Source organism: Brevundimonas nasdae (genome assembly GCF_016654005.1).
GTDB classification, from domain to species: domain Bacteria; phylum Pseudomonadota; class Alphaproteobacteria; order Caulobacterales; family Caulobacteraceae; genus Brevundimonas; species Brevundimonas nasdae.
This window is the reverse complement of the sequence record NZ_JAEPWN010000001.1, coordinates 104223-130313: the sequence shown is the minus strand read 5'-3', so window position 1 is coordinate 130313 and position 26091 is coordinate 104223. Positions and strand designations below refer to the sequence as shown.

Sequence of the window (26091 nt, the reverse complement as noted above, 5' to 3'; positions counted from 1 at the left end):
TCCAAGATACGTGCCGCACGAGCACTGTTCTTTGAATTCGTTAACGCGGCAGGGGCGAAAAACCGTCGCAAGTCTTCAGGACAGCGGGGCGCCTTCGTTGATGTAGCCGATGGGCTGACGCCACGTCAGCTTGCCAAGTCCATGTTCCAAAAGGATGCGCCAGCGCAGACGATGGGCGGACCGGCTCTCCAGGGTGATGAAGGCCAGCACGCCGCCGACAACGGTCTGCATTAACCCTTTTACGAAAAGCTCCACCCTGGCCAGGGTCGGATTGGCCGCGCCATCGACGTAGATCGAGACATAGTGTTGCGTTTCGCGACGGGTGCGGATCAGGCGGTAAGGGATTTCTGTCCTGTTCCGGGACACGACTTCGGTCACTCTGGCGCGCGCCGCCCAGACGATGCGTCGCCCCTGCCGGTGCAGGCGCACGAACAGTTCCGCGTCCTCGCCGCCCGCATCGCCGAACGCCTCTCGCATCGCCGCCTCTCCATTCGGGAAACAGCGCGCCATGTCGAAGATGGAGTTGCCGGTGCCCAGACCATAGCGCGGCCTGCCGGTTGGGCCGGTCAGTTCGACCTCGGCCAGATCGGGCAGGTGCAGGTCGCGCACGAACTGACGCCCCTGCGGATCATAGGCAGGCGGCGCGCCCGCCTCGAATACGGCGAAACGCGGGCCCACGGCGATGTCGGCGTCGGTGGCCTGAAGGGCGCCGACCAGGGCGTCGGTCCAGTCGTCGGCCGCCGTCTCGTCATCATCAATGACCGCCAGCCAGCGCCCGCGCGCCTCGGCGAAGCCCCGGTTGCGCAGGGTCGCCATGTTGCGCGTCAGGTCAGACACATAGCGGATGGGCCATTGGGTCTGGGACGAAATGGCCTCCACCACCGCCCGGCCGCTGCCGCTGGGGTGATTGTCGACCACGACGATCTCGATGCTGAGATTCAGGCGATTCTGCTGGGCCAGACACGACATCAGCGTCGCCTCTAGCCCTGCGGGCCGGTCATAGGTCAGAATGGCCAGCGTCAGGTCGGGGGACGCCCCGCTCACGCCGCCTTCTCCTCGATGAAGCCGATCGGTGCTGTCCAGGTCAGCTTGCCCAGCCCCTTGGCCATGCCGATGCGGTGATCATAGCGGTGTTGGCGGTCCAGAAACTCGCCGCTGGCCACATAGAGACCGGCGTGGACCGTCATCTGGGCCAATCCAAGCAGCGCCACCTTGGCCGTGGTCAGGGGTTTGTTGGCGCTGGTGTCGATCCGGCACACGGCATAGTGCTGCGATCCCCGCTTCATCCGCGTGACCATATAGTCGGGACGCGCGCGGCTCTGTTCGATGAATTCATGCACCACGGCGCCGGGGCACCAGACAAAGCGTTTGCCCGCCATCGCCAGCCGAAACAGCAGTTGGGTGTCCTCGCCATTGGCGTTGCCGAAGGCCACGCTGAACGGTTCAGGCCCGGACAGGCAGGTGGCGACCCGGAAGGCGGCGTTGCCGCTGCCCAGACCCTTGCCGCGCTTGCGCAGCCGCCCGAACATATGGATTTCCTCGTCCGCCGGCATCTGGAAGTCGAGCGTGTAGCGCCAGCCTTCCGGGTCCCAGTCGGGCGCGCGCCCGCCCTCGAACTCCGGCAGCTTCGGCCCGAACGCCGCGTCGGCGCCGGTGCGGTCCAGACAGGCGGTCAGTTCGGCCAGCCAGTTTTGCTGCGGCTCTTCATCATCGTCGATGAAGGCGACGTAGCGCCCCTGGGCCGCTGCGATCCCCTTGTTGCGGACGATGGAGATGTTGCGGCGCGGATCGGCCAGATAGGTCATGGCCACGCCCGTCTCGACCGCCAGCCCCCCGACCAGAGACCGCGCCAGTTCGTCGGGGTGGTTGTCGACGACGATGATCTCGAACCCGCCCCAGTCGCCGCCCTGCGTTGCACAGCCGCGCAGCGTCCGCTCCAGCAGATGCACCCGGTCATAGCTGAGGATGACGACGCTGATGTCCACGCTCATACGCCCGTCCCCCGCAGCACCACGCCCGCCGTGCGGAACAGGATCTTCACGTCCAGCCACAGCGACCATGTCTCGATATAGCGCACGTCCAGCCGCACCCAGTCGTCGAAGTCGCTGATCCGGTGGCGGCCCTCGACCTGCCACAGACAGGTGATGCCCGGCTTGACCGTCATCTTCCCCATCTGGAAGGGTGTGAACTGGGCGTACTCATGGGTGCGCGGCGGACGCGGCCCGACCAGGCTGAGGTCGCCCTTCAGCACGCTCCAGAGTTGGGGCAGTTCATCCAGGCTGTAGCGCCGCAGGAACCGGCCCAGCGGCGTGATGCGTGGGTCGTTCTCCATCTTGAAGGCCGGACCGTTCATCTCGTTCTGCGCCTGCAGGGCCGCTTCCTGCTGGTCGGCGCCGACGCCCATGGTGCGGAACTTGTAGCCCCGGAAGCGGCGGCCGCCCTGCCCCACCCAGTCCACGCCGTAGAAGGCCGGACCCGGCGACGTCGCCTTCACCGCCAGACCGATCGCGGCCAGGAAGGGCGACAGCACGATCAGCAGCGCGCCGGAGATCGCCACATCCATGGCCCGCTTCAGCGCCAGCCCCCCGCGCACATCGCGTCCGCCCGCCAGTCGCGGCGGCGTCAATTTGTCGTGGGGCATGGGAAAGGCGGCGTCGATCATGTGCGGCATCTTATCAAGAACCAGGCCACGCCACCTGCGTCACCACGATCCCGGCAAGCAAATTGCATTCATGCTGCGCGTAGAGCACAGCAGTCGCATCAATGAACAGTCTTCCCACCAGCCGCACCCTTGTCTCCTGGCCAGAGGTCCATTTCGCGGGCCTGCGTTTCCATGCCCTGTCTCTGGACGAGGCCGTCGCGGCCGTCGCAGCCCGTCCGGCCAGCCTGCCCTTTGATATTCTGATCACGCCCAACGCCGAGCACGCCTGGCTGCGCCGCAAGGATGACGAGTTCAACCACATCAGCGCCAACGCCTGGCTGAGCACCAATGACAGCCGCGTCCTGAAACAGGCCGCGCGGTTCGGCGGTGTCGATCTGGGATTCGCACCCGGCGCCCATATCGTTGATATCCTGTTTCAGCGCATTATCGCCCCGAACGAGGCCATCACCATCATCGGCGGCGAAGACGAAGTGATCGCCGATCTGGCCCGCCAGTTCGGCCTGACCAACATCGCCCACCACAATCCGCCGATGGGCTTCATCAACAAGCCCGAGGCCGTCGCCGCCGCCATCGACTTCGTCGCCGCCCACCCGGCCCGGTTCGTCTTCGTCGCCATGGGTCCGCCCCAGTCGGAGAAATTCTGCCAGCGGCTGATCGAAGACGGGCGCGCCACGGGCCTGGGCCTGTGCATCGGCAGTTCGATCAGCACCATCATCGGCCGCACGCCCCCCGCGCCGCAGTGGGTGGAGGATCGCGGTCTGGTCTGGCTGTACCGTCTGGCGCGCGAGCCCCAACGGTTGTGGAGACGCTATCTGCTGCGCGGCTTCTATGGTCTGGGACTGGGTATGATCGACGCCCTGTCGTTCCGCCTCAGGCTCAAGACGCCTGACAGCCTGAAGTGACCGGAACCTCCGCCAAGGAAGACTGGCTGAGCCGCATCGACGCCGTGCAGGAGGCGCGCGGTCATCAGGCGGATCAGGTCCTGGCCCTGTGGGCGGGAGCCGTTCTGGTGCTGATGCTGCTCTATATCTGCATCGGCCCCAATCCATATCAGCACGACATCACGCTGGACCCGCTGACCGGGGGCGCCGAAACCTCGCCGATCAACCGGCTGGTCTGGCTGGGGCTGCTGGGACTGTCGGCGCCGATCCTGTGGTTCAGGCGCGCGGACCTGCCGGGGATGGCGCTGCGGCTGCTGCCCCTGCTGATCCTGTTCGGCTGGTTCGCCCTCACGACGCGATGGGCGCTGGACCCCGCCGTCTCGACCCGGCGCCTGATCCTCTATGTGATCAATCTGCTGATCTGCATCGCCATCACGATCGGACTGAAGGACAGCCGCCGCCTGCATCTGGCCCTGGCTGTCGGATGCGCCATTCTGGTGGCTATCGATCTGGCGTCATGGGCGGTCATGCCCGGAATCTCGATGACCGACCTGGGTCTGGCCGCCATTCATTCCCACAAGAACACCCTGGGCGCGGTGATGCTGCTGTCGGGCTTCGTCTGCGGCGCCTATGCCTGGTCGCGTGAGACGTGGAAGGCGCGGCTGTTCTGGTGGGCGGTGACGTTCCTGTCGGTCGTGCTTCTGGTCGCCAGCCAATCGAAGACCAGTCTTGGCCTGTTCGCCGCCCTGGTCAGCGCCACACCCGTCATTGTCGTCATCATGGCCCAGAGAAGGATCATCCGTTACGGCCTGATGGTGCTGGGCGCGCTGATTGCGGCCAGCCTCGTGTTCGGCTGGCTGGCCTTCTGCTACATGACGGCGGCTGATCCATGGGCGCCGTTTGCGGGCATCACCTTCACCCAGCGCACCGACGTCTGGGCCTTTGTCTGGGACGAGTTCGTCAAGCGACCCATTCGCGGCTGGGGCTTCGGCGGCTTCTGGGACATTGACCCCGGCGTCCAGCCCAGCCTGCAGACCGACGCCTGGTTCGCCCAGCCTGACGCCTTCACCAACGAGGCGCACAACGGGTTTCTGGATCTGGCGGTGACGACGGGTCTGGTCGGGCTGGTCGGGTCTGTCATCATCCTTTTCCGCTGGCTGGGCGGCGGTCTGGCGCTGATCGGCCAGACGGTCGGCGGACCGCAGCATCAAGCCTTCGGCGCGGCCCTGGTCCTGGGCGTGTTTCCCTTGATGGTGTTCGGCCACAACTTCATGGAAAGCAGCTATTTCACCGCCAACTCGATCTTCGGCACGGTGCTTCTGCTGCTGGGGATCGAGATCGAGCGTCGGTTCATCCGCGCCTAGGTCGGGGCCTGGCTTCGGACGACAGCCGCCGGATCAGGACGACCAGAACCGCCAGCATAGCCGCCGCCTCCAGCGCCTGCCCGGCCGCCGTGCCCAGGATCGCCCCGCCTGCCCCCAAGTGATGAATGCCCCACAGCACGCCGGCGGCGGCGACGGCGGAGGCGGCGGCGTTGGCCAGGGCCAGGGCCTTGAACGCCTTCAGGATCTGCAGCCCCGTCGACACCACCACCTGCATGAAGCCGAAGGCCGCGCTGATCCCCCACAGCGGCAACATCCAGCGGGCGTCGGCGTATTTGTCATCGAACAGGAAGGCGGTGATCATCGGCCACGCCGCCCAGATCACGCCCGCCCACAGGATCGAGAATACCACGCCCGCCAGGGCTGACACGCCGAGCAGGCCGACATAACCGCGCCAGTTCCTGGCCTCGCGTTTCGCCACCAGATCGCTGCGCGCCGCCATGCTCCATGACGAGGCCAGCAGGGGTGCGGGACGCAGGAAGGTCTGACTGAACGACAAGGCCGCCAGAACGCCCGGCCCATAGGCGGCGCCCACGGCGAAGACATAGAAACGCGCCAGGATTTCCGTGCTCGACACGCCCAGGAACAGCCAGCCGGACTGTCGCACATAGGCCAGATAACCGCCCAAGGCGCCGGACAGGCCATGCCGCAGCCCCGCGCTGGCCCGCCACAGCCCCGCCAGTCCGATTAGGGCGTAGGCTGCGCCCATCAGGCCCAGCACATGCTCGGCGGTCAAAGGCCTGAAGACGAAGGCGCCCCCCCCCAACAGGATCACCGCGACCACCAGAACCGCGCCGGTCTGAACCGTCGCCGTCAGCCCCTCGCCCCGGCTGAAATAGGTCAGGCGGACATATTGCTGCAGCAGATAGGCGGGCACGAACAGGACGGCGGTCCAGACGCCGAACGCCCCGGCGCGACTGGCGAACCCGGCCCCCAGCGCCGTGCCGATCGCGGCCAGCAGCAAAAAGACGCCGGTCGCGGCCAGCATCACCCGCTCTGTCTCCAGCCGCAGCGGATCATGGCCCTTTGCGGCGGGCAGGACCTGCAGATGCGCCACGCTGACCGCGTTCTGGACGCTGGCCAGCACATAGGCGACCGCGAACCAGAAGATGCAGGCGCCGAACTGCTCCGGCGTCATCAATCGACCCAGAACCAGAACGACACCCAGGTTCAGCAGCGAGAACAGTCCCTGCTCGACGATGGCCGTCAGATAGCGCGACGCGCCCGCAAGCCGAGACAGGCCGCTCATCGGAAGCGGTTCAGGTCGTAGCTGAAGCCGAAGTTGAAGGGCAGGATGCCGTTCAGATACTGGCGCACGAACAGATTGACCTCGGCGATCCGGCTGCGCGGCACGAAGACCAGATCGCCAGGATGCAGCAGAAAGTCCTGACGCTGGTCGGCGTTGATCAGGGCCCCGGCGTCCACGATGCGCGAGGCCAGGCGTCCGTCGGCGACGCGGCGCAGGATGACGACCTTGCCCGTGCCCGCCGTCTCCGCGAAGCCGCCCGCCGCCAGGATGGCCTGGGCGGTGTTCATCTCGCCCCGGATCTGCACCACGCCCGGCGTCTTGACCTCGCCGCCGACATAGATCTGGGACGCGCCATAGGTGACGACGCTGATCTGGACCTGGGGATTGCGCAGCACCGGCGCATAGGCCTCGGTCAGCCGCTGGCTGGCGTCGCGCACGGTCAGGCCGCCGACCGGAATGGGCCCGACGACCGGAAACGCCCCCTGCCCGTCCGGGCCCAGGGTCACATCCTTGTCCAGCCCGTCCTCGACGATGAACGACAGACGCAGCGCATCGCCCGCCCCCAGCCGGTACTGGTAGTCGTCCCGCCCCCAGGGCGCGAAATCATAGGGTTGCGCGCTGTCGCGCCCGCCAGTGGAGGCGCAGGCGGAGGCCAGCAACGCCAGAGCGATCACACATAGTCGCCAGGGGGACATCGGCTCTCCATCTCCGACCGACTCGCGTGCGGCCGCATAGCGCATCTTTCTGTACTTTCGCGAAGAAAGCCAATGCCGCGCTGGCCTTTATCATGCGACTCAGAGACATATAGGATGGGCTGGAGTGACAGCCTCGGCCCGGCCGCCGGGATCCGTCCGCCCAGAGCCCGCGTATTGACCGATCAAACCCCGACAGATGTGCGTGAACGACGTCCTTCCCACCAGGGTCTGACGGTGACGATCCGCGATCTGGCGACGCCGGTTTTCTATCACTGGCGCAAGGCGCTGATCGCCCTGCTGATCCCTGTGCTGCTGGCCCTGGCGGCGGCGACCTTCGCCAAGCCGGTCTATACAGCCCAGTCGCGGCTGCTGATCCTGTTGGGCGACGAATATGTGTTCCGCCGCTCGGTCGGCGATGATCCGAACGGCGGTCTGCCGACCTTTGACCGCGCCCAGATCGTCCATGCGGAAATGGAGATTCTCGGCTCGCGTGAGCTGCGCGAAAAGACCCTGACGGACATCGGCCTGGCCCGCGTCTATCCCAAGATCGGCGATGGCGCCGTGGGCATGAACCGCGCCCTGGAGCAGTTGGACCGCGACCTCAGCATCCAGAACGTGCCGCAGTCGAACACGATCGAGGTGCGGCTGCGTCACGGCGATCCGCAGGTCGCCGCCGATTTCGTCAATCGCCTGGTGCGCAGCTACATCGCCAACCGGCGCGAAATCTTCCAGCGCTCCGACAGCGCCGCCGTCACCGACCAGCAGCGCGAACTGGCCGATCAACTGGCGGCGACCGAAAGCCAGATCGCCGACCTGTCCAACCGCTACGCCATCGGCGACTTCGACCAGGAGGTTCAGGCCGTTCAGCAACAGCAGACGGCCCTGACGGCCCAGGTGGCGGCGCAGTCGCAGTTGATCGCCACCGCCGCCGCCCGCGCCGACCGCCTGTCGGACCAGTTGCGCGCGGCCAATCCCGAGATTCCGCTGAACACGGACCAGACCCGGTCCCAGCAGGTCACCGCCCTGACCCAGAATCTGATGCTGCTGCGCGAGCGCCAGCGCGTCGCCGCCGCCCGCTATGCCGCAGACTATCCGCTGGTGGTCGAACTGAACCGCCAGATCGCCGATCTGGAGGCCCAGATCGCCGCCGCGCCTCAGTCCCAGACCGATCTGGTCCGCAGCGGCCCCAATCCTGTCCGTCAGCAGATCGAGACCCAGCTGGCCACCACGCGCGGCGAACTGGCGGGCCTGCGCGCGGGCAAGGCCCAGGTCGATCAGGCCCTGTCCAACTCACGCACGCGCCTGGCCCAACTGGTCGAGATCGGCCCGCGCTATCGCGAACTGGTGCGCCAGCGCACCCTGACCGAAACCGCCTATCGCAGCGTCGCCGGAAACGCCGAGGACACCCGCCTGCAGAACAGCATCGCCGGAGCCAACGCCAACGTCCGCGTCATCGAGGCCGCCCAGATCCCCACCAAGGCCCGCACCGGGCGTATGCTGATCCTGGCCGCCGGTCTGCTGGTCGGCATTCTCGCGGCGCTGGCCGTGATCATCGTCTCGGCCGCCGCCTCGCCGGTCATGGTCACGCCGCGAGACGTGGAGAGCCGACTGCGCAATCCTGTGCTGGCCGCCGTACCGCTGATGGACGACGAAAACCAGACGCTGATGCCCCGCTGGCGGCCCTTGCCGCAGCGCCTGACCGGCGACGACGCCGCCCTGGTGCTGCGCCGCCTGCGCGAGACGCCCAGCGGATCAGGCGTCATGGTGGTCGCCGGTCCCGAAGACGGCGTGGGCGTGACCAGCATCGCCCTGGACCTGGCTATCGCCTCGGCCTTCCGCTCCGGCGTGCCGACCCTGTTGATCGACGCCGAACCCATCGCCTCGGACGGAATCGCCCTGGGCCTGCATTCGGCAGGCGCGCAACTGACCAAGATCGCCAGCAGCCCCTATGTGCTGCAGGTGGAGAACAGCAATCTGCACGTCACCACGCCGATGGCCCGCGCGGGCTCCAATATATCTGAGGCGCGCTGGCGGACCTTCATCGACGGCCTGCGTCCGCTTTATCCCGTCATCATCATCGACGCGCCCGCCCTGCACCGCTCGACCGTCGCCCTTCTGCTGGCGCCCCTGGCCGAAGCCTCGGTGATCGTGGTGGAGGCCGAGGAAACCCGCACCGCCGTCGCCGCCAACCTGATCGAACGCATCACATCCGCCGGAGGCAAGGTCGCCGGCGTGATCCTGAACATGCGCAGCTTCCACATTCCGCGGTTCATCTATTCGCGGATTTGATCGCGAAGGCCGACTTGATTCCTCAGGCCGTTTCGACCGCGCGCCAGTGCTCCAGGCGGCGCAGGAAGACCGCCGGGTCCTTGGGCGTCACCAGTTTGGAGGGGTCGTGGAAGATGCGGTCGTGCAGGCGCGTCAGGGTGAACCGCAGGGCCGCCGCCTCGCCCAGTCTGGGCAGGGCCGCCCGCTCTGCGTCGCTAAGCGGGCGCACGGATTCATAGCCGCGCTGGAAGGCGGCGATGGCGCCCGGCATGGCCCGTCCTTCGGCGTCGAAGCCCCAGGCCGACAGGGCGATGGCCAGGTCATAGGCGAAGGCGCCGTTGCAGCCGAAATAGAAGTCGATGACCGCCGACACCTGTCCGCCCTCGAACAGGATGTTGTCGGGGAAATAGTCGGCATGGATCGGCCCGCCCGGCAGGTCGGCGCCGAACACATCACCCAGCCGCGCCAGAGCCGCCTCGACCTGATCCAGCAGCACGCGGTCCTCACCCGACGCCCCCGCCGCGCAACGGTCGGCCAGACGTCGCCACATGGCCGGTCCCACCGGGTTCTCGCGCTGGATTTCGAAGCCCGCCGCCGTCTGGTGCAGGCGCGCCAGAACCGCGCCCGCCGCCGCCTGTTCGGCCTCTGACGGGTGGCGCAGCCAGGCGCCGGTCTTCCATTCGATCACCGCCGCCGCCCGTCCGTTCAGACGCCCCAGCCACGCGCCCGCCCGGTCTTCGATCGGCGTCGGACAGGGAAAGCCGCGCGCCGCCAGATGGGCGGTCAGCCCCAGACAGAAGGGCAGAGACGCCTCGTCCGTGCGACCCTCGAACAGGGTCAGGACGAAACGTCCGTTCGCCGTCTCCAGCCGATAGTTGGTGTTCTCCACCCCCTCGGCGATGGGCGTCAGTTCGACCACCTCGCCCAGGTCGTACCCGGCCAGGAAGCCCTTGGCCTCGTCAATGGAGACAGGGGTGAAGACAGCCATGATCTAGTTCAGGCCTGCATCGGCGCGGCGCAGGCGCACGATTTCCGCCAGATCGGCCATGATGCTCTCGGTCGTGGCCCAGCGGCCGGCGCCGCGGCCCCGGCAACGCCAGACGCGGCCGTCTGCGCCGTAAACCTTCAGCGCATTGCCCTCGCCCCGCAGGTTGGAGAACAGCGGATCGCCGTGATCGGCGCTCAGCGACACCGAAGGCGTGATGGCCCCGTCCTTCAGATAGGCGGCGCCCAGCTGGCGCACCCCGCCGCTGGCGTCGGTGGCTTCCGTCAGATGGTCGCGCGGCACGTCTTCGACCGCAGGAGAGACGCCGAAGGCTTCGAACGCCAGCAGGCGCACCTTGGCCGCCGCATCCAGACCTTCCAGGTCCGACGAAGGGTCCTCCTCGGCGAAGCCCGCCGCACGGGCGTCGGCCAGGGCCTCGGAGAAGGCGGCGCCGTCGCCCAGACGCTCCAGCATGAAGTTGACCGTGCCGTTCAGGACGGCCTCGAACCCGACCACCTCGCCCGCCGCGCGGGCGGCGCGCACCGTCTCGACCATCGGCGCGCCGCCGCCGACCGAGGCCGACCAGAAGACGCGTTTTTTCTTGAGCTTGGCCAGATCCTGCAGGCCGCCCGGATCACGGCTGACCGCCTGTTTGTTGGCGCTGGCCACGTCGCAGCCGGCCTCCAGCGCGGCGCGGATCAGGGCGTGACCGGCCTCGCCCTCGGACAGGGCTTCGAGGACAATGTCAGGTTTGCGTGACAGAAGCTCATCGGCGTCGGCGGTGAACAGCGACTGCGGACAGGCCACGTCGCGCACCTTGTTCGGATTGCGCACCAGCACCCCGACCACGTCATAGCGTGGGTCCGCCAGCAGCCGCCCCAGCACCCCGCCGCCGACCACGCCGCAACCGGCGACCGCCACCTTCAGCGGCGGCAGGGCGGGCGCAGGGCCGGGGGGCGCCGAGCGTTCGCCGATGACCGTGCCGTCGGCCCGGTCCAGGGCCGCGACCTCGATCTCCACGCCCCGGCTTTCGCCCAGGTCGATGGCGTCATGCTGCACCAATGCGCCGCCCAGCTTGCGCGCCACATCCCACGAGGCGCGGCGGTAACGCAGGGCCGGGGCGGCGTGATCATTGGGGTCGTGGTCGTAGAGACCGTCTACGTCCTTGACCAGGCGCACCTTGTTCAGACCCAGCTCCGCCGCCAGGAAGACCGCCGTCAGATCCGATCCGCCGCGTCCCAGCAGCGCCACCTTGCCGTCCGATTTCACGGCGCCGAAGCCGGGAACCACCACCACCTCGTGCCGGTCCAGCGCCTGTTTCAGATGATCGGGACGCAGGCCGCTGGGGCGCGAATGCTCCGGCTCGCCCTCGGCGACGATGCCCAGCTCCCTGACCGACAGGGCGCAGGCGTCCAGGCCGATCCGGTCGCAGGCGATGGCCACCAGGGCCGCCGACTTCTCCTCGCCCAGGGCCACATAGCCGGGCAGCAGGTCGTTGGAATGCGACAGGCCCAGCGCGCGCGCCTCCGCCAGCAGCCGGTCCGTCGCCCCGCCGAAGGCCGAAACCACCGCCACCACCTTACGCCCGGCCCGCACATGGCCATAGACGGCGGATGCGACCAGCGGCGCCTCGGCCGGGCTGCGCAGGATGGACGAACCGAACTTCAGCACCACGACCTCGGCGGTCTGGGCGGCTAAGGCCGGTTTCTCAGGGTTCTCTACGACAGCGAGTGAGACGGACATCGGGTTTCTCGGGTTTCGGTGGGGTGCGTGGGGTCAAATCAAAAAACCCCGCCTGGCGATCCGGGCGGGGTTGGGGTTCTGCCTTGCCGGGGTTCCGGCGTGCTAAACTCGTCCCGCCCTGGGGGGCATGGTGGTGGTCGTACCGGTGATAATCATGCCGAAGGGCGTCGCGGTGAGCGCGACGGCGGAAGTTGCGGCGATGATCGAGCGCTGTTGCACAGACGGGATCCGGTTAAATCTGAGCCTTAGGGTGATGGCTCGCCCCCCATCCTGTCAAGCGCGCTTGGATGAATTTTTCGTCGCGTGGGATTTTCGGTCCATTTCACCCCTTCAACCTGCGCAGCATCCCTAATGTGGGGTGGAATTTTTCTCTTGACGAAATGACGCGCTGCAACCAACGTAAAGTCACTCATCAAGACCAGCCGAGGGATTAGGCCCTTTGACGCTGGGGCAACCATCGGACTAACCCCCGAAACGGTGCCAACTCCTGCGGGGTCCTTCGGGCCGCGAGAGATGAGTGGAGCATCGACGAGGCGACGCTCCACGATCTGTCACCGCATCGAGAACTTGCTGAGGCGAGACGATGCGGAAGACGATGATGACCCTTGCTGAAACATCCCTGCTGGAAGACCCCGACTGTCGGGTGGAGCCGATTGACGCCCCCGTCCGCGAACGGGGCGGCGCACGTGACGTCATCGTCGCCATTCCCGCCGACTTCCGCCTGGCCTCAGGCAAAAAACTGAACCAGCCCAACATCGTAGGCCGTCTGCACGGCCGTGCAGGCGCGCCTGTCGTGGTCGTCGCCGGCGGCATTTCAGCCGGTCGTTTCGTCCACCGGACCGAGACCAACGGCCTGGGCTGGTGGTCAGGCGCCGTGTCGGTGCGCGGCCCCATCGACCTGTCGCGCTATCAGGTCCTGGCCGTGGATTTCGCGCCCGGCGCCGAGTTCCTGGACACCCCCGTCACCATCACCACCCAGGATCAGGCCCGCCTGCTGGGCCTGGTGCTGAACCATCTGAAGATCGAGCGCGTCTCCGCCTTCGTCGGCTGTTCGTATGGCGGCATGGTCGCCCTGGCCTTCGCCGAGCTCTACCCCGACTGGGCCGAGCAACTGATCGTCGTCTCCGCCGCCCACCGCGCCCATCCGCAGGCCACCGCCTGGCGCGGCATCCAGCGCCGCATCCTGCAGTTCGCCGTCGACGCCGGTCGCCCCGAAGAAGGCGTGGCCCTGGCCCGTGAACTGGCCATGACCACCTACCGCACCGCCGAAGAGTTCAACGACCGGTTCGAGACCACCGCGCCCGACAGCGTCGGCGGGGCCTATCCGATCTGCGAATATCTGACCGCGCGCGGCGAGGCCTATCGCACCCACACCACCCCGGCCCGCTGGCTGTCGATGTCCGATTCCCTGGATCGCCACAGCGTCACGCCGGAGAACATCACCACCCCCGTCACCCTGATCGGCTTCACCTCCGACCGTCTGGTGCCGATCGACGACATCCGCGAACTGGCCGCGCGGCTGCCGACCCTGTGGCGCTTCGTCGAAGCCCCCTCCCTCTTTGGCCACGACGCCTTCCTCAAGGAGGACGCCTTCGTCGGCGACATCCTCCGCACCGCCTTCAAGGATATCAAAGCATGACCCGCCGCCCCGCTGATCCGCACACCATCGCCGCCCGCACGGGCGTGGATTCGGACACGGCCCACGGCGCTGTCATGCCGCCCCTGTACCTGTCGTCCAACTATTCCTTCGCCGGCTTCGATCAGAAGCGGAAATATGACTACAGCCGCTCGGGCAATCCGACCCGCGACGTCCTGGCCGAAACCCTGGCTGAACTGGAGGGCGGCGCAGGCTGCGTCATCACCGCCACCGGCATGGCCGCCGTCGACCTGCCGCTGAGCCTGCTTGTGCCCGGCGACCTGCTGGTCGCGCCGCACGACTGTTACGGCGGCACCTGCCGCCTGCTGACGGCCCGCGCGCGTCAGGGCCACTTCGAGCTGCTGCTGGTCGATCAGGGCGATCCTGAAGCCCTGGAGGCCGCCCTGGCGCTGAAGCCCAAGCTGGTGCTGATCGAAACCCCGTCCAACCCGCTGCTGCGTCTGGTCGATGTCGCCGACATCTGCACCCGCGCCCATGCGGCGGGCGCCAAGGTCGTCTGCGACAACACCTTCCTGTCGCCTGCGCTGCAGAACCCGATCAAGCTGGGCGCCGACTTCGTGGTGCATTCGACGACCAAGTTCATCAACGGCCATTCCGACGTGGTCGGCGGCGCCGTCGTCTCGGCCGATGCTGCGGATCACGAGACCCTGGCCTGGTGGGCCAACTGCACCGGCGTCACCGGATCGCCCTTCGACGCCTATCTGACCCTGCGCGGCGTGCGCACCCTGTTCGCCCGCATCGAGCGCCAGCAGGCCACCGCCGTCCGCATCGCCGAGCTTCTGGACGCCCACCCGGCGGTCAAGGTCGTCCACTATCCGGGTCTGAAGTCGCACCCGACCCACGCCCTGGTCGCGGCCCAGCAGGCCGGTCCCGGCGCCATGCTCAGCTTTGAGCTGAACGGCGGCACGGACGCGGTGCGCGAACTGGTCGAAGAGCTGGAGATCTTCACCCTGGCCGAATCGCTGGGCGGCGTCGAAAGCCTGATCGCCCACCCGGCCACCATGACCCACGCCGCCATGACGCCGGAGCAGCGCGCCACCGCCGGAATCGGCGACGGCCTGGTGCGCCTGTCGGTCGGATTGGAGCACGTCGAGGACCTGATTGCGGACCTGATCCCGGCTCTGGACGCCCTGGCGCCGCAAAAGGCGGAAGCAGCGTAATTTTTCGCTTGCAGAAGGGGCCGATCCGGGGCAAATGCGCCGCCCCAGCCGGTCCCTTCGTCTATCGGTTAGGACGTCAGGTTTTCAACCTGAAAAGAGGGGTTCGACTCCCCTAGGGACTGCCACTGGAGCATTCAGGATGCTCCAGTCTGATCTGGAGCCTGTTTGACGGCGTCGATGAGATCGCGAGGCGATTTCCTCTCCGCCAGATCAGGCTCTGGCCTCACCCGCCGGCTGGGAAACAATCGCGTCGTTGAGCATCTGCTCCGGTCACGGATTAACCAATCAGTAACCAGTATGTCCGGATCGAGGCGGTAAGCCTTTCGATTCATGGACTTTTTTCGGACGCAGTCAGGAACTATCCACAGAGCCTGTGGTTAATTCCACATCTCCTCCGCGCAGAAGCGCACCTTCCTCCTGCATTCGAGACACTGATGTTCATCGCCATCGCCCGCCCGGCGGTGGAGCCCAAAGGCCCCGACGCCGTCGCCGTCCCCGGCTCTCCCGCCATCTTCGAACTGTCGCCCCGTGCACTTCACGCACGCCTGCTCGAAAACGCCGCACAACGCCGCCTGCGCGGCATGGAGCGGCGGCGTGAGAAACGGATGGACGACGCCGACTATTGGCTGCACGCGGCGCCGATCGCCGTGATGAAGGCCAGCGCCCTGCGCGGCCAGACCGGTTTCTTCGCCCTGCCCTGACGGGCCTCAGCGAAACTCCATCAGATAACGCGACAGCGTCGCCTTCAGCTTGGCCTGCACGCGTGAAAGACCCTGCGGCCCCGTGCGCACACGGTCGCGCGCCTCTGCGCTCCATCGCGCCCGCACTAGGCCCATCAGTTCGGGATGGCGGTCATACTGGTGCACCACCGGACTGATCGAGCCGTCAGGATTGGTGATGCGGTCCTCGTCCACGCCGACGCCGTCGATGCACTGGCCCAGGGTGGCGACCCGCGAATAGTTGGGCCGGACGCAGGCCGCGACCAGCCCCTGATGCACGGCCAGTTCCAGCGACGCCTGGTCGATGCCGAAGCCCCCGCCGACGCTGGAGCGGGGAATGGCGCCCAGCGTCAGGATCAGGCGGCACAGGCGCGCCACGTCCGCCGCCGGGCCGATGATGGTGCCGGCGCACAGACACGGCCGGTCGGCGATGGTGTCGGTCACCTCGTCGCCCGCCAGCGCGCGCAGATATTTGGAATGGAAGGGGTTCTGTCCCAGGCTGTGGTCCTCGTCCTCGACGAAGACCTCCAGGCCCGTGATCGGCTGGGCGAAGGGCGAGGCCTGGAACACCACGTCGCGCACATCCGTCAGCAGGACGTTGCGCAGCGCAGAACGGCTTTCGATCAGGCGCGCATAGTCGCCGAACCGCGCCACCACCGGCAGAGGCGCCCACCCGGCGCAGGCGGTCGGGTCCAGCGTCTCGACGCCCTGCGACGCCAGCCATGCGCGGAAATCAGGATCGGGATCGACGAACAGGCCGACAGGCCCGTCATGCACCGCCCGCAGCGAGCGCACGAAGGCCTCGACATCGCACCGGCCATAGCCGGTCGCATAGCCCAGAACCAGGTCGTCGGGGCCGCCCGCAGACGCCGATGCATCCACGGGGGCCAGCGCGCGGGCCAGCCAGCTCAGATAGGTTGAGCGGGCGGCCCCTCGGCTCACGCGCGTTCGATCAGGTCTGCAAACCGGTCGAACAGATAAAGGCTGTCCGTCGGTCCCGGAGAGGCTTCCGGGTGGTGCTGCACGCTGAAGATCGGCTTGTCCTTGACCGCGATGCCGCAGTTGGTGCCGTCAAACAGGCTGACGTGGGTTTCGGTCACGGCCTCCGGCAGGCTGTCGCGGTCGACGGTGAAGCCGTGGTTCATCGACACGATCTCGACCTTGCCCGTCGTCAGATCCTTGACCGGATGGTTGGCGCCGTGGTGCCCCTGCTCCATCTTCACGGTCTTGGCCCCCAGGGCGATGGCCAGCATCTGGTGGCCCAGGCAGATGCCCATCAGGGGCTTGCCGCTGGCGACCAGCTTCTGGATTTCCGGCACGGCGTATTCGCCGGTCGCCGCCGGGTCGCCCGGACCGTTGGACAGGACCACGCCGTCAGGATTGCGGGCCAGAACCTCTTCCGCCGTCGTCGTTGCGGGGACCACGGTGATCTTGACGCCGGTCGAGGCCAGGGCGCGCAGGATGTTGCGCTTCACCCCATAGTCGATGACGACCACGTTCTTGCGGCCCTGCGTCTTGGGGTGGCCCTCCGGCCATTCCCACAGGCCTTCGTCCCATTCGAACGCCTGCAGCGTCGAGGCGGGCTTGGCCAGGTCCAGGCCCACCAGCCCCGTCCAGGCCTTGGCCTGGGCGACCAGAGCGTCGAGGTCGAAGTCGCCATTGGGATCGTGGGCGATGACCGCATGGGGCGCGCCCTTGTCACGGATGATCTTGGTCAGGGCGCGGGTGTCCACGCCCGCCAGGCCGACAACGCCGCGACGCTTCATCCAGTCATCGAAGCTGGCGTCCGAGCGATAGTTGGCCGGGTCGGTCGGCACGTCGCGGAAGATCGCGCCGCGCGCCGAGGTGTCCGAACCGCCGCCGATCTGTTCGATGTCTTCCAGATTGGTGCCGACATTGCCGACGTGCGGGAAGGTGAAGGCCAGGATCTGGCTCATGTACGACGGGTCAGTCAGGATTTCCTGATAGCCGGTCATGGCGGTATTGAAGACCACCTCGCCCAGGGCCGAACCGGTCGCGCCGACACCGATTCCCTGCAGGATGGTGCCATCGGCCAGGGCCAGGACGCCTGTCGCGCCGGGAAGAATCTTCGTCGTCATGGGCGCACTCCTACACGCAAATCCAGCCAGAACCGAGGCAGATCGCCGCAGAGCGTGTTCGCGTCTGCACAGCGACCGCGCGGCGGCCCCCGTGAGATGCAATCATGCTTCGGGCAAACGGCGGCGTCGTTAAGCCCTGCCGCCCCTTCGGTCAACGACCATCGGTGATCGAAGGCGGCCCAATCAGCCGGAATGTCGAGGCGACGCCCCCCTGGGCGTGCGGCGCGACCCAGACATCGAACAGGCCAGGCTCGATCCGATAGGCCTCGTCCGCCCCGATGAAGCCCAGTTGGCGGGGGTTCAGGGTGAAGCTGACCTTCTCCTGCTGGCCGGGCCGCAGGCGTATCCGCTTGAAGTCCTTCAGCAGCCGCCCCGGCTGGGTCAGGCTGGCGACGCGGTCGTGGATATAGAGCTGCACCAGCTCCTCTGCCTCACGCCGTCCCCGGTTGGTGATCATGGCGGCGATCTCAATCGTTCCCGTCCATTGCAGCTGGTCCGTCTCCATCTGGATCGGGCCATAGACGATGTCGCCGTAGCTCAGGCCGAAGCCGAAGGGATAGAGGGCCGTATTGGGCGTCTCGCGATAGCGGGCCTTGTATTCCTCTTGCGCCAGATCGGGATTGGCGGGGCGGCCCGTGGTCTTGCGGTCATAGGAATAGGGTTGCTGGCCCGAACGATGCGGGAAGCTGATCGGCAGGCGCGCCGACGGTCCGTGGTCGCCGAAGATCACATCGGCGACGGCGTTGCCCATCTGCTCACCCAGGAACCAGGTCACGACAATGGCGTGGGCGTTCTTGACCGCCCCTTCCAGCGCCAGCGCCCGTCCGTTTCGCAGCAGGATGACGACGGGTTTGCCGGTCGCCGCCACGGCCTCGACCAGCGCCTGCTGCGGCGCAGGCACGACGATTTCGGTGCGTGACTGGGCCTCGCCGGACATCTGCTGGCCTTCGCCGATGGCCAGCACCACGACATCAGCGGCGCGGGCGGCGGCGACGGCCTGTTCGATGCCGCCATTCAGCGGTGCCTCGATGCCCGAACCCCGAGCAATGCTCAGCAGGGACGGGTCATCCATCGCCGCGCGGAACCCCGCCTCCAGGGACACCCGCCGCTCGGGCATTCCCCAGATCGACCACGGCCCCCAGACGTTGTCGACGTCATCGGCGAACGGGCCGATCAGGGCGATCTTCTGGCGCTTGTTCAGCGGCAGCAGGCTGTTGTCATTCTTCAGCAGGACCACCGACTTGCGGCCCGCCTCGCGCGCCAGTTCGACGTGCTGGCGCGCGCCCACCACAGCCCGCTCCCGCTCCGGGTCGGTGCCGCGATAGGGATCGTCGAACAGGCCCAGCGCCGCCTTGACGTTCAGGACCCGGCGCACCGCCTCGTCCAGCCGCGCCATCGACACTTCGCCCGACCGCACCAGCCCCGGCAGATGCTCCAGGTAAAGGCCCGACACCATCGACACATCGACCCCGGCGTTGAAGGCCAGGCGTGCGGCGTCGCGGGCGTCCTCGGCGAAGCCGTGGGCCACCAGCTCCTGCTCGGAGGTGTAGTCGGACAGGACGAAGCCCTCGAAACCCCACTCCCCGCGCAGGATGTCGGTCAGAAGCTTGCGATTGCCCGAGGCCGGGACGCCGTTCACATCGTTGAAGGCGCTCATGATCGCCAGCGCGCCCGCATCGACCGAGGCGCGGAATGGCGGCAGGAAGACCCCGCGCAGGGTCTGCTCGCTCATGTCCGTCGTATTGTATTCGACCCCGCCGATGGCGGCGGAATAGGCGGCCATGTGTTTGGCGGTGGCCAGAACGGCCTCGGGATCATCCAACCCCTTGTCGCCCTGGAAGCCATGCACCCGCGCCGCCGCCAGCACATTGTTCAGCAGCACGTCCTCGCCTGCGCCCTCGACGTTGCGGCCCCAGCGCTGATCGCGCGCCACATCCACCATCGGCGCATAGGTCTGGTGAACCGCAGAGGCCGCCAGTTCACGCGCGGCGGCTCGGGCCGTGCGACGGCACAGATCCGGGTCGAACGAGGCCGCCTCGCCCAGCGGCACTGGGAAGATGGTGGTCATGCCGTGGATCACGTCCGCCGCGAACAGCAGCGGGATTTTCAGGCGGCTCTCTTCCACCGCCACCTGCTGAATCCGGCGCCCGGCCTCGGCGCCGACGCCGTTGAACAGAGAGCCGACCTTGCCCTCGCGGATCAGGGCGGTGACGCGGGCCGGGTTGCCCTGTCCGTCCAGCGGGTTCACCGCCTTGGGCAGCCAGCGGAAGGGGTCGGCCAGCAGGTTCAACTGCCCGGCCTTCTCCTCCAGCGTCATGGCGCCGATCAGATCCTCGATCCGCTGGCGGTGACGCTGGGCGGCGGGGGTGGATTCGGCGATTGCAGGCATGGGGAGGATTCCGGCGCCCATCAAACTTAGAAGGCCGAGGCCAGACAGGACATTTCTACGCGAAGCGGCGGTCTTGGAAAATGGCGTATCCGTCATGGGTTCCCAAGGTCTTGGACAAGGCAGATTGAAGGCCTAGCCCCCCGCGCCCCACGGCATCAAGCCCTGACGTTCAGCGCAAGCTTCGCCCCAGACGTTCACCCCAGGGCGATGTCCAGGAACATCATCCCGACCAGGCCGATCATCAGGCCGATCATGGAGCCGTCGCCCTTGGACTGATGGCGGGTCTCGGGAATGATCTCGGCGGTGACCACATAGATCATGGCGCCTGCGGCCAGACCCAGGCCCCACGGCAGGGCGCCTGGCATGGCGCCGACCACGCTGGCCCCGATCAGGCCGCCGACGGGCTCGACCAGGCCCGAGGCCAGCGCCGCCAGAAAGGCCGCCCATCGGCCATAGCCCAGGGTCGCCATCGCCGCCGAGACGGCCAGCCCCTCCGGCATGTTCTGGATGCCGATGCCGACGGCGGTCGACAGGCCCTGCTGCATGTCGCCGCCGCCGAAGCTGACGCCGACGGCTGCGCCCTCTGGGAAGTTGTGCAGGGTGATGGCGATGATGAACAGCCAGATGCGGCGCGACAGATGCCGCGACCCGGCCGGCCCGATGGCCAGCATGTCGACCGGCGCGAACCGGTTCATCAGCCCGATCACCGTCGCCCCGATCAGCACCGCCCCCGCCATCGTCCCCGCCGCCCAGGCCTGTGACGCGCCGCCCGCCTGCAGCACTTCCACGCCGGGGATGATCAGGGAGAAGAAGGAGGCCGCCAGCATGACCCCGGCGGCGAAGCCCAGCAGCACGCTCTGGGTCTGCACGCCCGGTTTCCTGAAGAACAGCAGCGGCACGGCGCCGACAGCGGTCATCATGCCCGCCGCCAGACTGCCAAGCGCGCCAGCGGCGACCGGGGAAAGGGATTCCATCATTTCACTGGTCTGAGGGGCCAAGCAGCAAGAGACAAGCCTGAATGAGGGCGTTAGAGAAACCGTCATGTCGAATATGGCCTCCACCCTGTCGAAACTGGACGCGGCTTGCGCGCTGACCGGCGCGCGGCGCGTCGTGGTCAAGATCGGCTCGTCCCTGTTGATCGACGCCCAGACGCGCCAGCCGACGCGCGACTGGCTGGCGGCGATCGCGCGCGATCTGGCGGTGCTGAAAAACGAAGGGCGTGATGTGATCGTGGTCTCGTCCGGCTCCATCGCCCTGGGACGCGGGCGGCTGCCGGGGCTGGGCGTGCGGCTGGAGGACAAGCAGGCGGCGGCCTCGGTCGGGCAGTCCCTGCTGATGGCGGCCTGGTCGACGGCGCTGGAGCCGCATGGTCTGGTCGCCGGTCAGGTGCTGCTGACGCGCGACGACACCGAACGCCGTCGCCGCTGGCTGAACGGCCGCGCCACCATCGACGCCCTGCTGGCCCACGGCGTCATCCCCATCGTCAATGAGAACGACACGGTGGCGACCGAGGAGATCCGTTACGGCGACAACGACCGGCTGGCGGCGCGGGCGGCCCAGCTGGCGCGCGCGGATCTGCTGATCCTGCTGTCGGACGTGGACGGCCTCTACACCGCCGATCCGCGCCGCGATCCCGCCGCCGCCCATCTGCCGCTGATCGAGACCCTGTCGCCCGAGGTCATGGCCATGGGCGGGGGCGCCAATGCGGATGCGGGCGTCGGCACCGGCGGCATGGCCACCAAGCTGGCGGCGGCCCAGATCGCGCGTTCGGCGGGCTGCGCCACCATCATCGCCTCAGGCCAGACCCTGTCGCCGCTGACCGCCATCCGCGAGGGCGCGCGCGCCACCCTGATCTCAGCGCCCAACGGCCCCATGGCCGCCTACAAGCAGTGGATCGCCGGCAGTCTGTCGCCTGCGGGCGAGCTGCGCCTGGACGCCGGGGCCGTCACCGCATTGAAGGCGGGCAAGAGCCTGCTGCCCGCAGGCGTCACCGCCGTATCCGGCGACTTCGAGAAGGGCGACTGCGTGCGCCTGAGCGACCCATCCGGCCTGCCGGTCGGGGTGGGCCTGGCCGCCTACGCCGCCGAAGACGCCGCCCGTATTCGCGGACGCCGCAGCGATGAGATCGAGGCCATCCTCGGCTATCGCGGCGCCTCCGTCCTGATCCACCGAGACGACATGGTGTTGAGCGACCGATGACCGACCTGACCGCCCATATGCTTGAACTGGGCCGCCGCGCCCGCGCCGCCGCCCAGGGCCTGCGCGATGCGCCAGCCGCCGCCCGCACCCGCGCGCTGGACCTGCTGGCCGAAAAACTGAAGGCCGCCGAGGCGCCGATCCTGGCCGCCAATGCGAAAGACGTCGAGGCCGCCCGCGCAAACGGCATGACCGAGGCCATGATCGACCGTCTGGCCCTGTCGCCCGCCCGAATCGCAGGCATGGCCGAGGCGGTGGCGACCATCGCCGCCGTAGCCGACCCTCTGGGCGTGGAGACCGAACGCTGGACCCCGGCCAATGGTCTGGACATCGCCCGCGTCCGCACCCCCATCGGCGTCCTGGGCGTCATCTATGAGAGCCGTCCCAACGTCACCGCCGACGCCGCCGCCCTGTGCATCCGCTCGGGCAATGCGGCCATCCTGCGCTGCGGCTCCGACTGTCTGCAGTCGTCGCTGGCCATTGCGGCCCTGGTCGCAGAGGCCCTGGCCGAGGCCGGACTGCCCGCCGACGCGGTGCAACTGGTCGATACGCCCGACCGCGACGCGGTGGGCCTGATGCTGGCGGGACTGGACGGGGCCATCGACCTTCTGATCCCGCGTGGCGGCAAGAGCCTGGTCGCGCGCGTTCAGGCCGACGCCAAGACGGCGGTGCTCAGCCATCTTGAGGGGCTGAACCACACCTATCTGCACGAAGCCGCCGATCTGGACGTGGCCCGCGCCGTCGCCGTCAACGCCAAGATGCGGCGGGTGTCCGTGTGCGGCGCGACCGAGACCCTGCTGGTGGACCGGGCGGGGGCAGAGCGCCTGCTGCCCGCCGTCGCCGCCGATCTGATCGCCGCCGGATGCGAACTGCGCGGCGACGATGAGGCGCGCGCCCTGGTGTCGGCGATGAAGCCCGCCGACGACGCCGACTGGACCACCGAATATCTGGCGCCCATCCTGTCGGTCCGGGTCGTCGATGATCTGGACGCCGCCGCAGACCACATCGCCCGCTATGGCTCGGGCCATACCGAGGCGATCATCACCACCGACGCCGGGGCCGCCGAACGGTTCGCCTCAAAGGTCGACAGCGCCATCGTCCTGATCAACGCCTCGACCCAGTTCGCCGATGGCGGCGAGTTCGGCTTCGGCGGCGAGATCGGCATCTCCACCGCCCGCCTGCACGCGCGCGGCCCGGTCGGCGCCGAGCAACTGACCACCTACAAATATGTGGTGCGGGGACAGGGCCAGATCAGACCCTAATGATCTCCCTCCCCGTTCGGGGAGGGTGGCTGAGCCGAAGGCGAAGTCGGGTGGGGGCGGCTGCGCTGAGCAAGAGCAACCCTTCCTGAAACGAGAAGGAGCGGCTCGTCGCCGAGCCGCCCCCACCCGGTCGCTGGCGCGACCACCCTCCCCGCAGGGGAGGGAGATTTAATGCGTCAACTCAACCGCGCTGCGGCAGAGCATAAGCAATCACATAGTCGCCTTCCGGCGTCTCCATGAAGTGGTGGCCGGCGGCCACGATCACCAGATACTGGCGGCCGTTCTGCTCATAGATCATCGGGTTGGCCTGGCCGCCCGCAGGCAGGACGTCCGACCAGACGGTCTTGCCGGTCTCGATGTCGATGGCGCGGATCAGATCGTCGGTCGCCGCAGCGATGAAGATCAGACCGCCCGCCGTGACGACCGAACCGCCGTTGTTCGGCGTGCCGATCTCAAGCGGCAGCATCGACGGGATGCCGAACGGGCCGTTCTTGCGGGCCGTGCCGAACGGACGGTCCCACAGGGTCTTGCCGCTCTGCACGTCGATGGCGCGGATGCCGCCGTAAGGAGGCTCCTTGCACAGCACGCCGGTGAAGGGCATGCGCCAGCCCGCGTTCACATTGATCGCATAGGGCACGCCCTGCTGCGGGTCGCCCGCACCCTCGCCCTTGGAGCCCTTGCCCGGCTGTTCAGCCTGATAGCGGGGGTCGTCGCGCGAGAACCAGCCCAGCTTGTCGGCCTCGGCGCGCGGGACCAGACGGTTGTAGTTGGGCATGTCGTTGTAGTTGGCGATGATCACGCCGCGCGCCGGATCGAGCGCCAGGCTGCCCCAGTCGGAACCGCCGTTGTAGCCCGGATACTGGATCCAGTGACGGTCGACCGTGGGGGCGGTGAACTCCCCCTCATAGGACGCCTTCTTGAACTGGATGCGGCAGATCATCTGGTCGATGGGCGAGATGCCCCACATGTCGCGTTCGTGCAGCACCGGCTTGGCCAGCGTGTTGAACAGCGAATAGGGCTGGGTCGCCGCACGCTGGGCGGGCTCGACGCCGCCGCGCGGTGCGGGACGGTCCTCGACGCCGTGCAGCGGTTGGCCCGTGCGACGGTCCAGCACGAAGATCTCGCCGCGCTTGGACGGCAGGATCACGGCAGGCACGACGCCCGACGCGGTGGGCAGGTCCACCAGGGTCACCTGCGAGCCCAGGTCATAGTCCCAGACGTCCATGCGGACGGTCTGATAATGCCAGCGCGGCTTGCCAGTAGTGACGTCCAACGCGACCAGGGCGCTGGAGTACTGGTTCTCCTGCGGACGACGCAGGCTGGAGTAATAGTCCGCCGCCGAGTTGCCCATCGGCAGGTAAACCAGGCCCAGGCCTTCGTCCGCCGTCGCCGTCGTCCACATGTTCGGGGTGCCGGGGGTGTAGGTCTGGCCTTCCGGCGGGGTGGTGGTCGTCTCGGGACGCATCATGTCCCAGGCGAAGCGCAGCTGGCCGGTGACGGCGTCATAGCCCTGGATCACGCCAGACGCGTTCCAGCGCTTCTGCCCATCCAGAACCTGGTGGCCGGTCACGATGACGCCGCGCACGATGACGGGCGGCGAGGTGATCGACACCATGCCCGGATAGGGATCGCCCATGCCGACCTTGATGCTGACTTCGCCGTTCGTGCCGAAGGCCGGGCAAGGCACGCCGGTCTTGGCGTCCAGCGAGATGATGCGGCCGTCCAGCGTGCCTTCGATGATCCGCGTGGCGCAGGGCTGGGCCTGATCCGCGTTCGGCACGGCGTAATAGGTCACGCCCCGGCAGGCCGCCGTGTAGGGGATCTGGTCGTCCGGCACCTTGGGATCATAGGCCCATTTCTGCTGGCCGGTGTTGGCGTCCAGCGCGAACATCTTGTTGCGCGCCGAGCAGAGATAGACGGTGTCGCCGATCTTCAGCGGCGTGGTCTCGGCGCCGAAACGCTCGCCCGGCAGGTCGCCGGTGCGGAAGGTCCAGGCGCGCTCCAGCTTGCCGACATTGTCCCGGTTGATCTGGGTCAGCGGCGAATAGCGCTGCGCGGCGTCCGAGCCGCCATAGGCGGGCCAGTCGACGCCCGCCTTGATCAGGGCCGGATCACCAAAGGGACCGCGCGCGCTCGGCACCGGGCTGTCGACGCGGGCCTGATTGGCCTGACCCACGACCAGGCCGAAGACGACCGAAACCACAGCCAGGGCGATGATCCCGATGCCCGCCTGTTTGCCGCCGCCGCGCACTCTCACCACCGGCAGGGTGGCGATCACCAGGAACAGCAGGACCAGCGGCCCGACCAGACGCGGCACCAGGGCCCAGCCGTTCAGCCCCTTCTCCCACAGGGCCCAGACCAGGGTCAGCAGGAAGGTCGCGCCGTAAATCCAGACGCCCTTGATGTCGCGAAACACAAGGAAAAAGCCCGACACGATCAGCGCCAGGCCCGCAATCAGATAATACCAGGAGCCGCCCAGTGCGGCGAGCTGCACGCCGCCGATCGTCAAAACCAGTCCGATCACGGCAAGCAGCAGGCCGAGAAGCAGCGTCAGCCAACCTCCCAACCCGGTCGGCGAAGTCCATCGTGGCATGGAAGCCCCCTCATCTAAGGATCAGGGTTTTGCAACGCTTGGGTGCAGAGGCGGTTCCATATTGTCGCACCCCCGGAACCGCTGAAGACCATTGCTTCAACGCGCCGCTCAGTCACACGTTTTCAGCGCACAACGCGGCGCGCGCGAATGT

At 67.7% G+C, this 26091-nt stretch carries 20 protein-coding genes, 1 tRNA gene and 1 riboswitch; of the genes, 9 read left to right on the top strand and 12 right to left on the bottom strand.

The annotated features are described in order from the left end of the window. Positions 1–75: 75 nt before the first annotated feature. From JKF87_RS00620 to JKF87_RS00610, 3 genes are read right to left on the bottom strand one after another with little or no spacing between them, the layout of a single operon-like run. Positions 76–1044: a glycosyltransferase family 2 protein gene (locus JKF87_RS00620; protein WP_201096405.1), complete on the bottom strand. Its 969-nt coding sequence runs from the start codon at positions 1042–1044 to the stop codon at positions 76–78. Continuing rightward, a complete protein-coding gene (locus tag JKF87_RS00615; RefSeq protein WP_201096404.1) occupies positions 1041–1991 on the bottom strand; it encodes a glycosyltransferase family 2 protein in 951 nt (316 codons plus the stop codon). Before JKF87_RS00615 ends, JKF87_RS00620 begins: the two co-directional genes overlap by 4 nt. Next, positions 1988–2662 (bottom strand): sugar transferase, encoded by a 675-nt coding sequence (locus JKF87_RS00610; RefSeq protein WP_236260998.1) that lies wholly within the window; start codon positions 2660–2662, stop codon positions 1988–1990. Before JKF87_RS00610 ends, JKF87_RS00615 begins: the two co-directional genes overlap by 4 nt. A gap of 101 nt (positions 2663–2763) precedes the next feature. On the opposite strand from JKF87_RS00610, the gene JKF87_RS00605 reads away from it, so the two are divergent. Both JKF87_RS00605 and JKF87_RS18550 read left to right on the top strand, forming a co-directional pair. Beyond that, on the top strand, positions 2764–3564 hold the full coding sequence (locus JKF87_RS00605) for a WecB/TagA/CpsF family glycosyltransferase (protein WP_201096402.1): 801 nt from the start codon (positions 2764–2766) through the stop codon (positions 3562–3564). Further along, on the top strand, positions 3561–4907 hold the full coding sequence (locus JKF87_RS18550) for an O-antigen ligase family protein (protein ID WP_201096400.1): 1347 nt from the start codon (positions 3561–3563) through the stop codon (positions 4905–4907). Before JKF87_RS00605 ends, JKF87_RS18550 begins: the two co-directional genes overlap by 4 nt. Here the strand turns inward: JKF87_RS18550 and JKF87_RS00595 are convergent. Beyond that, the gene (locus JKF87_RS00595; RefSeq protein WP_201096398.1) at positions 4894–6174 is read right to left on the bottom strand and encodes an MATE family efflux transporter; all 1281 of its coding nucleotides are present in this window, start codon (positions 6172–6174) and stop codon (positions 4894–4896) included. The two genes, JKF87_RS18550 and JKF87_RS00595, sit on opposite strands and share 14 nt — an antisense overlap. Continuing rightward, entirely contained in the window at positions 6171–6869 is a 699-nt protein-coding gene (locus JKF87_RS00590) for a polysaccharide biosynthesis/export family protein (protein ID WP_201096397.1), read from the bottom strand. The genes JKF87_RS00595 and JKF87_RS00590 overlap by 4 nt, the downstream gene beginning before the upstream one ends. Positions 6870–7043: 174 nt before the next feature. On the opposite strand from JKF87_RS00590, the gene JKF87_RS00585 reads away from it, so the two are divergent. Continuing rightward, positions 7044–9158 carry a GumC family protein gene (locus tag JKF87_RS00585; protein WP_201096396.1) on the top strand — a complete coding sequence of 705 codons (2115 nt, stop codon included), beginning with the start codon at positions 7044–7046 and terminating at the stop codon, positions 9156–9158. A 22-nt stretch (positions 9159–9180) separates the two neighbouring features. On the opposite strand, the gene thrB is transcribed toward JKF87_RS00585, so the two are convergent. Both thrB and JKF87_RS00575 read right to left on the bottom strand, forming a co-directional pair. Next, complete coding sequence (thrB, locus tag JKF87_RS00580; protein WP_201096395.1) at positions 9181–10125, bottom strand: homoserine kinase; 945 nt, start codon at positions 10123–10125, stop codon at positions 9181–9183. A 3-nt stretch (positions 10126–10128) separates the two neighbouring features. Further along, positions 10129–11865 carry an amino acid kinase family protein gene (locus JKF87_RS00575; protein ID WP_201096394.1) on the bottom strand — a complete coding sequence of 579 codons (1737 nt, stop codon included), beginning with the start codon at positions 11863–11865 and terminating at the stop codon, positions 10129–10131. A gap of 406 nt (positions 11866–12271) precedes the next feature. Next, positions 12272–12385: riboswitch (SAM riboswitch) on the top strand. 78 nt (positions 12386–12463) lie between these two features. Here JKF87_RS00575 and metX point away from each other — a divergent pair. The 4 genes from metX (at position 12464) to JKF87_RS00555 (ending at position 15383) form a co-directional block, all read left to right on the top strand. Continuing rightward, entirely contained in the window at positions 12464–13504 is a 1041-nt protein-coding gene (gene metX / locus JKF87_RS00570; protein WP_201096393.1) for a homoserine O-succinyltransferase MetX, read from the top strand. After that, entirely contained in the window at positions 13501–14682 is a 1182-nt protein-coding gene (gene metB / locus JKF87_RS00565; protein ID WP_201096392.1) for a cystathionine gamma-synthase, read from the top strand. Before metX ends, metB begins: the two co-directional genes overlap by 4 nt. Positions 14683–14732: 50 nt before the next feature. Continuing rightward, positions 14733–14807, top strand: a tRNA-Glu gene (locus tag JKF87_RS00560). 309 nt (positions 14808–15116) lie between these two features. Continuing rightward, positions 15117–15383 carry a hypothetical protein gene (locus JKF87_RS00555; protein ID WP_201096391.1) on the top strand — a complete coding sequence of 89 codons (267 nt, stop codon included), beginning with the start codon at positions 15117–15119 and terminating at the stop codon, positions 15381–15383. A 6-nt stretch (positions 15384–15389) separates the two neighbouring features. Here the strand turns inward: JKF87_RS00555 and JKF87_RS00550 are convergent, their stop codons facing one another. The 4 genes from JKF87_RS00550 to JKF87_RS00535 all read right to left on the bottom strand — a co-directional run bounded on the left by JKF87_RS00550 (position 15390) and on the right by JKF87_RS00535 (position 20866). Beyond that, positions 15390–16343, bottom strand: coding sequence for a hypothetical protein (locus JKF87_RS00550; RefSeq protein WP_201096390.1), 954 nt, complete (start codon positions 16341–16343; stop codon positions 15390–15392). Then, positions 16340–17500, bottom strand: a complete 1161-nt coding sequence (gene carA, locus JKF87_RS00545; protein ID WP_201096388.1) for a glutamine-hydrolyzing carbamoyl-phosphate synthase small subunit — start codon at positions 17498–17500, stop codon at positions 16340–16342. The genes JKF87_RS00550 and carA overlap by 4 nt, the downstream gene beginning before the upstream one ends. A 151-nt stretch (positions 17501–17651) precedes the next feature. Then, positions 17652–19889, bottom strand: a complete 2238-nt coding sequence (gene bglX, locus JKF87_RS00540) for a beta-glucosidase BglX (protein WP_201096386.1) — start codon at positions 19887–19889, stop codon at positions 17652–17654. 194 nt (positions 19890–20083) lie between these two features. Then, positions 20084–20866 (bottom strand): ZIP family metal transporter, encoded by a 783-nt coding sequence (locus JKF87_RS00535; protein WP_201096384.1) that lies wholly within the window; start codon positions 20864–20866, stop codon positions 20084–20086. Between the two features lie 73 nt (positions 20867–20939). On the opposite strand from JKF87_RS00535, the gene proB reads away from it, so the two are divergent. Further along, the gene (proB, locus tag JKF87_RS00530) at positions 20940–22088 is read left to right on the top strand and encodes a glutamate 5-kinase (RefSeq protein WP_201097162.1); all 1149 of its coding nucleotides are present in this window, start codon (positions 20940–20942) and stop codon (positions 22086–22088) included. Continuing rightward, positions 22085–23347: a glutamate-5-semialdehyde dehydrogenase gene (locus tag JKF87_RS00525; protein ID WP_201096382.1), complete on the top strand. Its 1263-nt coding sequence runs from the start codon at positions 22085–22087 to the stop codon at positions 23345–23347. Before proB ends, JKF87_RS00525 begins: the two co-directional genes overlap by 4 nt. Positions 23348–23528: 181 nt before the next feature. Here the strand turns inward: JKF87_RS00525 and JKF87_RS00520 are convergent, their stop codons facing one another. Then, positions 23529–25940, bottom strand: coding sequence for a membrane-bound PQQ-dependent dehydrogenase, glucose/quinate/shikimate family (locus JKF87_RS00520; protein ID WP_201096380.1), 2412 nt, complete (start codon positions 25938–25940; stop codon positions 23529–23531). Between the last annotated feature and the right edge of the window lie 151 nt (positions 25941–26091).

Bases quoted from the DNA above. Each gene is read 5' to 3' on its own strand.
- JKF87_RS00595 (WP_201096398.1), bottom strand. From the start codon at position 6,174: ATGAGCGGCCTGTCTCGGCTTGCGGGCGCGTCGCGCTATCTGACGGCC.
- JKF87_RS00615 (WP_201096404.1), bottom strand. From the start codon at position 1,991: ATGAGCGTGGACATCAGCGTCGTCATCCTCAGCTATGACCGGGTGCAT.
- JKF87_RS00610 (WP_236260998.1), bottom strand. From the start codon at position 2,662: ATGATCGACGCCGCCTTTCCCATGCCCCACGACAAATTGACGCCGCCG.
- JKF87_RS00605 (WP_201096402.1), top strand. From the start codon at position 2,764: ATGAACAGTCTTCCCACCAGCCGCACCCTTGTCTCCTGGCCAGAGGTC.
- JKF87_RS00590 (WP_201096397.1), bottom strand. From the start codon at position 6,869: ATGTCCCCCTGGCGACTATGTGTGATCGCTCTGGCGTTGCTGGCCTCC.
- JKF87_RS00525 (WP_201096382.1), top strand. From the start codon at position 22,085: ATGACCGACCTGACCGCCCATATGCTTGAACTGGGCCGCCGCGCCCGC.
- JKF87_RS00555 (WP_201096391.1), top strand. From the start codon at position 15,117: ATGTTCATCGCCATCGCCCGCCCGGCGGTGGAGCCCAAAGGCCCCGAC.
- JKF87_RS00575 (WP_201096394.1), bottom strand. From the start codon at position 11,865: ATGTCCGTCTCACTCGCTGTCGTAGAGAACCCTGAGAAACCGGCCTTA.
- carA (WP_201096388.1), bottom strand. From the start codon at position 17,500: ATGACGACGAAGATTCTTCCCGGCGCGACAGGCGTCCTGGCCCTGGCC.
- proB (WP_201097162.1), top strand. From the start codon at position 20,940: ATGGCCTCCACCCTGTCGAAACTGGACGCGGCTTGCGCGCTGACCGGC.
- JKF87_RS00535 (WP_201096384.1), bottom strand. From the start codon at position 20,866: ATGATGGAATCCCTTTCCCCGGTCGCCGCTGGCGCGCTTGGCAGTCTG.
- metX (WP_201096393.1), top strand. From the start codon at position 12,464: ATGACCCTTGCTGAAACATCCCTGCTGGAAGACCCCGACTGTCGGGTG.
- JKF87_RS00520 (WP_201096380.1), bottom strand. From the start codon at position 25,940: ATGCCACGATGGACTTCGCCGACCGGGTTGGGAGGTTGGCTGACGCTG.
- metB (WP_201096392.1), top strand. From the start codon at position 13,501: ATGACCCGCCGCCCCGCTGATCCGCACACCATCGCCGCCCGCACGGGC.
- bglX (WP_201096386.1), bottom strand. From the start codon at position 19,889: ATGCCTGCAATCGCCGAATCCACCCCCGCCGCCCAGCGTCACCGCCAG.
- thrB (WP_201096395.1), bottom strand. From the start codon at position 10,125: ATGGCTGTCTTCACCCCTGTCTCCATTGACGAGGCCAAGGGCTTCCTG.